The following is a 5870-nucleotide window of genomic DNA, read 5'->3' on the forward strand; positions in this document are numbered from 1 at the left end:
CATGGTCGAAGGTTGCAACCATCCGATGGGCCCGCTCAGCCTCGCCGACCTGATTGGCCTCGACACGACACTGGCCGTCGCAGTCAGCATGTACGACGAGTTCAAAGAGCCGCTGTACGCAGCGCCGCCGATGTTGTCGCGCATGGTCGAAGCTGGGCTGCTCGGCCGGAAGTCCGGCCGCGGGTTCTACGACTACGGAACGAAGTGAACTGATGGCGGGCGAACGAGTTCTTGTTGCGAAGGTCGGCCTGGATGGTCACGACCGCGGTGTCAAGGTCGTAGCGCGCATCCTGCGCGACGCAGGCTATGAAGTGATCTACACCGGCCTCTTTCAGACGCCTGACACCGTTGCCGCGGCCGCGGTCGATGAAGATGTCGACGCGATTGGCCTGTCGATGTTGTCCGGTGCGCACATGACGCTGGCACCGTTGGTTGTCCAGAAGGTGCGCGAGCGCGGCGTCGATATTCCGGTTGTGGTGGGTGGCATTGTTCCTGACCACGACGTCGACGAACTCACCGCGGCCGGCATCGCAAAGATCCTCACTCCGGGGGCAAGCGCAGCGGAAGTCGTCGAGGCTATTCGTTCGGCCATCGAAGACTGACGGTGATCGATGGCTGCGAACCGCGTCGACCGGGTTGAACGACTCACCAACCTGCTGGCGCTGCTACTCGAGTCTGAACGACCACTGACGCTCGTTCAGATCACGGGAGCGCTCGCTGGTCAGTATCCGGATGCGGAGCGATCGCGACGGGCCGCCTTTGAGCGTGACAAGGCAGCGCTGCGTCACATCGGCGTGCCGATCGAGTCCGAGCGCTTCGATGACCATGCGACGTATCGCATCGACCGCGCGGCGTACGAGCTTGCCGACCTCGAACTCGATGCCGACGAGACCCGCGCACTCCAAGTCGCTGTTGCTGCTGTGCGCACAGACACCTCAGCCGGACGTGACGCCCTCTGGAAGCTCGGTGGAGCATCGGCAGGTAACGACGCTGCGGTGTCTGCGGTGCTGCCCCAACGGCCAGAGCTCCCGGTGATCAGATCGGCCGTCGCCAATAGGTCGACGCTCGTGTTCGTGTACCGCGGTGACCGCCGGCAGCTCGACCCGTGGGGACTCCTGCTGCGCGGCGGGTTCTGGTATGTCGTTGGCTATGACCAGGACCGGGATGAAAAGCGGACGTTCCGCGTTGACCGATTCGATGGTGGTGTCGATGCGATCGAGGTCGGGCCCACCGGTACCTTCACTCGACCTGAGTCGTTTGACCCGCGTGATGCGTTCCCGGCTGACCCGAAGCAGATTGGTCACGCGCCAGGGGACGGCGTACTCGCGGTCGTGTGGATCGACGCGACCCGGGCTGAGGCCATCGAGCGTGAGGTCGGTTCAGCAAGAGTGCTCGAACGTCATGCCGACGGCTCGATCAACGTGGAAGTACCTGCATCCAATCTTGATGCCTTCCGGTCCTGGTTGATCGGCTTGCTCGACCACGCAGCCGTCGTGTCTCCGCCCGAGATTCGTGACCAGATCATCGACTGGCTCACCGGCGTTGTCGAGGCCGCATCATGAAGGGGCCGCGCAACGCAGAAGACCGGCTGAGCCGCCTCCTGGTGATGCTCCCGTGGCTGATGGAACAGGGCGAGGTACCCCTCGCTGAGGTCGCCGCGCGTTTTGACCTCACGGCGGACCAGGTCCAACAGGACTTGGAGTTGGTGGCGATGTGTGGCCTCCCGCCGTTCGTCGATGAGATGATCGACGTCTTCGTCGATGACGGACTGGTCTTCGTCGGTGTCCCCCGGCTGTTCACTCGGGCTCTGCGCCTGACCGCGCCCGAGGGGTTTTCACTCCTCGCGTCGGCGCGCGCTGCCATGGAGTTGCCAGGCGCCGATCGATTCGGGCCGTTGGGTCGAGCGCTTGACAAGTTGGCCAGAGCGCTCACGGATGCCGGTGTTGAGGCGGCTGAGTCCGACGACACCGCCGGCGTGGCGATCGACATGTCGCGGCCGGAGGCGACCGATGAAGTGGTCGACGCGGTTGCGGCAGCAGCTGAGTTGACGATGCTGTATTACTCGCCGGCCCGCGACGAGCGAGCCGAGCGGGTCATTGTGCCGCGCCACGTCTTCGTCGATGCGGGGAACTGGTACGTCGTCGCTGACGACGCGAAGTCGAATGAGCGGCGGACCTTCCGGATCGATCGGATTGACAGTGTTGCCCCAACTGGGCGTGTCGTTCCTACGAATGATCCTGTGGACGGGCCGCCGGGCTTTTTTGCTGATGCTGAGTTGCCTCACGCCACGCTTCGGTTGGCGCCAGCGGCACAGTGGATTCTTGACCGGTATCCGGTTGGCGAGGTCACCCAACTGAGCCGACCTCAGGGCTGGATCGAAGTCGAGGTCCCCGTATCCAACGAACGATGGTTGGCGAGACTTCTGATCCGGCTTGGCCCCGACGTGGTGGTTCGTTCGCCGAAGGATGCAGCGCGCCAAGCCAGCAATCTTGCCGCCCGGATGCTTGCCCGCTACTGAGGGCGCTTGAGGCCCACGAAGAATGGGGCGAGTTGTTCGGACTCGACGACGTGGTGAGCGGCGAGTAGGTGGGGGAGGACGGCGGCGGTCGCCGATGCGTCAGCCAAAGCGTCGTGAGGAGCGGTGAGGTCGACGCCGTAGCGCTCGGCAACATCGATGAGGCGGTGCGACATCTGACGGTTGGGATCGAGGCGGCGCGACATGCGTAATGTGCAGAGCTGCGGACCGAGTTCGAAGCCGGCGCGGCGGTGCGCTGCGCGGATGATGAAGCCTGCGTCGAACTGAGCATTGTGCGCCGTGAAGATCGCGCCGTCGAGCAACGGTGCCAGCTGGTCGAGCGCTGTCGAGAGCCGTGGAGCACCCCGGAGCATCGGGCGGGTGATGCCGTGGATGTGTGTCGGCCCGACGCTCTGGAGGGGCCATCCCAATCGGACGAGGGTGGACCACTGATCGATGACCGTTCCATCGGCCTCGATGACCACGGCGCCGAGCTGGAGGATGCGGTGGCGCCGATCGGAGAGACCTGAGGTCTCGACGTCGACGACAGCGAAGCGGGGAAGCGGCACAGATGCCACCTTAGGCATCGCCTGTCACAACGACTGCGGTGCGAGGTGGGCCGACGCCGGAGTGGTGGGGGAATGGAGTGGGGGAATGGAGTGAGGGAATGGAGTGAGGGAATGGAGTGGGGGAATGGAGTGAGGGTTGTCGGTCAGCTGGCTGCGCGAGCGATGCGCGTTCGGACGCCGATCGGTGCGGCCACCGTGTAGCCGGCGAGATGACGTTCTTCTTCGGATTCGCTCGCCCAAAAACCGTATTCGTGATTGTCGCGTGCGAACTGCTGGCAGGCGCCATGGACGACGCAGTCGGTGCAGAGCCGGTTTGCCTTGGCTTCCCGACGGGCCCGAGCCTGTGGGCGTTCTGCCTTGGGTGGGAAGAAGAGTTTGGTGTTCCCACGGCAGTTCGCCAAGTCACGCCAATCGACGGAGTGCCCAGTCGTCGCTTCGAAGTTGTGGAGGTGCAATACGTTCAACCCTTTCATCGGTTGCAGCGGCGTAACACTCAATCTTCGAAGCTGCGCGACAAACGGATGAAAGTTCTTCTCCTGGGTAACTCTCAGGACGTGAACGATCTCAGCGCGTGAACGCGTCCGAGTGGGCGAGTTGAGCGGGCGTCAGAGCAGTTCAGCGGCGAGGCTGGCCACGTCGCTGCGCTCGCACGCAGTCAGCGTGATGTGTCCGAAGCAGCGCTGTCCGCTGAACGCCGATGCCAAAACACTGAGCGCATTGTTGGATTCACCGAGATACGGCGCATCGATCTGACTGGTGTCACAGGTGAAGATCACCTTGGTGCCCTCGCCGACTCGGGTGAGGATCGTGCGGAGCGTCGTGGGCTCGAGATTTTGTGCTTCGTCGATCAGCACGATCTGCCGCTGGAGCGATCGGCCCCGGAGGAAGGTCACCGACTCAAGCGACAGTTGCCCGCGTTCGGTGAGTTCGTCGACGAGGTTGCCAGCGTCGTGGCTGCTGCCCATGTCGGTCAGCGCGACGACGGCATCGTGGATCGCCGCCATCCAGGGATCAAGCTTCTCGTCGAGGCCACCGGGCAGGAAGCCGACATCGGCGCGCCCAACAGGAACGAGGGGTCGGTAGACGGCAAGCCGATCGTAGCGGCGCTGCTCGACGACCTGTTCGAGACCCGCAGCTATTGCCAGCAGCGTCTTGCCGGTTCCTGCTCGGCCGTCGAGCGCGATGACTTTGATGTCCGGGTCGAGGAGTAGCTCGAGCGCGAATCGCTGCTCCTTGTTGCGTGGTCGGAGCCCCCAGGGCTCCGGCGCCGAACGAGGGAGGAGGACCATTTCGTTGCCGACTGCTCGGACCAAGGCCGACTGGGACCCAGCGTGAAGCACGGCGAACTCGTTCTCGGCGATCTCCAAACCTGGAGACACGGACTCGACAGCGATGCCTCCTGCGGCGTAGAGGGCGTCGATTGCCTCTGGGGCCGCATCGATGGTGGACCAGCCGATTGCAGGCCGGTCGTTGTTCCGTCGAGCGAGAGTGTGTTCGGCGGCCGAGACGCCGAGGTGGGCCGCCTTGATGCGCAGCGCTGCGTCGTTGCTGACCATCGTGGTCGGACCGAAGTCGGACTGGCCGATCGCTGCGCCGATGATTCGGTTGTCGGGTATCGACGGATCGAGGCCGTGCTCGATCAACAAGTGCTTGCGAATGTTGTTGATCTCGATCTGCAGAGTCGCGCCAGGCGCTCCCGTCGGAACCGGTTGGGCAAGTGATCCCCCATGGGCAACGCGGAGTTCTTCGAGCGTGCGGAGAGCGGTGCGTGCCGATCGGCCGACGTCGTCGCTGCGGCTCTTGAGGCCATCGAGTTCTTCGACCACGGTGAGCGGGATGATGATGTCGGCCTCGGTGAACTCGAGGACGCAGGTCGGGTCGGCAATCAGTACGGAGGTATCGATCACGAGCCGGGCTTTCGTTGAAGATTTGCCGGCCTGCACCTCCGTTCCGAGGGGTCCAGGCACCAGGGCGGCAGCGTCAGCGGAAAGAAGCAGGTCGGTCATCGTCACTCCTCGTGGATGCCTGGAACGTCTGGATGTGATCGTTTGCTCATACTCAACGCACTATGTGTAGCCCGGCTCTCCGGTCGAGTGGTGGATGTCGACGGACCCTTTGACCAGGGGTTCTTCGGCTCGAAACGTCGGGGACACAGACGGCGCAAGGGCCCTACCAATTCGATCATTGCATTTGCAATGTGTTTAGTACTTGCCGAAATCCAAGAAGCCAAGTCACATGGTTGTAGTTCCGCAGGAAACGTGCGGAGTCTGACCCGACGTTCGACGTCGGGATGAACAAATCAACTCAACCATTCGAAAGAGGACCACCATGGCAACCAAGGCAGAAATGATCGAAGCAGTCGCCGAGGCAGCAGGCGTTTCGAAGGCCGACACCGAGCGCACGCTCGGAGCGTTCTTCGACCACGTTGTCTCGTCGACGAAGTCGGGCGAGAAGGTCACATGGCCGGGCTTCGGCAACTTCAGCACGACGCAGCGAGCCGCCCGCGAGGGTCGCAACCCGCAGACGGGCGAGCCAGTGAAAATCAAAGCATCGACAGCTATGAAGTTCAGCGCCAGCTCGACGCTGAAGCAGGCCCTCAACGGCCAGAAGAAGTGACCTGATGGCCTCCACGAAGGCTCCGGCGAAGAAGAAGGCTGTGGCCAAGAAGGCTCCGGCGAAGAAGAAGGCTGTGGCCAAGAAGGCTCCGGCGAAGAAGAAGGCTGTGGCCAAGAAGGCTCCGGCGAAGAAGAAGGCTGTGGCCAAGAAGGCTCCGGCGAAGAAGAAGG

General features: G+C 63.3%; 8 protein-coding genes. 5 read left to right on the top strand and 3 right to left on the bottom strand.

Annotated features, from left to right (window positions below; genetic code table 11):
- The 4 genes from ACH2EI_RS19030 to ACH2EI_RS19045 all read left to right on the top strand — a co-directional run.
- Positions 1–208: 3-hydroxyacyl-CoA dehydrogenase family protein (locus ACH2EI_RS19030; RefSeq protein ID WP_395154291.1), on the top strand; the 208-nt coding region annotated here is incomplete at its 5' end.
- A 4-nt stretch (positions 209–212) separates the two neighbouring features.
- Positions 213–602 (top strand): cobalamin B12-binding domain-containing protein, encoded by a 390-nt coding sequence (locus ACH2EI_RS19035; protein ID WP_395154292.1) that lies wholly within the window; start codon positions 213–215, stop codon positions 600–602.
- Positions 603–611: 9 nt separating this feature from the next.
- Positions 612–1562 (top strand): helix-turn-helix transcriptional regulator, encoded by a 951-nt coding sequence (locus ACH2EI_RS19040; protein WP_395161171.1) that lies wholly within the window; start codon positions 612–614, stop codon positions 1560–1562.
- Entirely contained in the window at positions 1559–2518 is a 960-nt protein-coding gene (locus ACH2EI_RS19045) for a helix-turn-helix transcriptional regulator (protein WP_395154294.1), read from the top strand. Before ACH2EI_RS19040 ends, ACH2EI_RS19045 begins: the two co-directional genes overlap by 4 nt.
- On the opposite strand, the gene ACH2EI_RS19050 is transcribed toward ACH2EI_RS19045, so the two are convergent.
- The 3 genes from ACH2EI_RS19050 to ACH2EI_RS19060 all read right to left on the bottom strand — a co-directional run bounded on the left by ACH2EI_RS19050 (position 2512) and on the right by ACH2EI_RS19060 (position 5090).
- Positions 2512–3084, bottom strand: a complete 573-nt coding sequence (locus ACH2EI_RS19050; protein ID WP_395154295.1) for a PolC-type DNA polymerase III — start codon at positions 3082–3084, stop codon at positions 2512–2514. The genes ACH2EI_RS19045 and ACH2EI_RS19050 overlap by 7 nt on opposite strands.
- A gap of 143 nt (positions 3085–3227) precedes the next feature.
- Positions 3228–3557, bottom strand: coding sequence for a WhiB family transcriptional regulator (locus ACH2EI_RS19055; RefSeq protein ID WP_395154296.1), 330 nt, complete (start codon positions 3555–3557; stop codon positions 3228–3230).
- Positions 3558–3689: 132 nt separating this feature from the next.
- A complete protein-coding gene (locus tag ACH2EI_RS19060) occupies positions 3690–5090 on the bottom strand; it encodes a PhoH family protein (protein ID WP_395161173.1) in 1401 nt (466 codons plus the stop codon).
- A 322-nt stretch (positions 5091–5412) separates the two neighbouring features.
- Between ACH2EI_RS19060 and ACH2EI_RS19065 the strand changes: the two genes are divergently transcribed.
- Positions 5413–5700, top strand: coding sequence for an HU family DNA-binding protein (locus ACH2EI_RS19065; protein WP_395154298.1), 288 nt, complete (start codon positions 5413–5415; stop codon positions 5698–5700).
- The last annotated feature ends 170 nt before the right edge of the window (positions 5701–5870 follow it).

Origin of the sequence: Ilumatobacter sp. (assembly GCF_041688325.1) — a bacterium.
Lineage (GTDB): Bacteria > Actinomycetota > Acidimicrobiia > Acidimicrobiales > Ilumatobacteraceae > Ilumatobacter_A.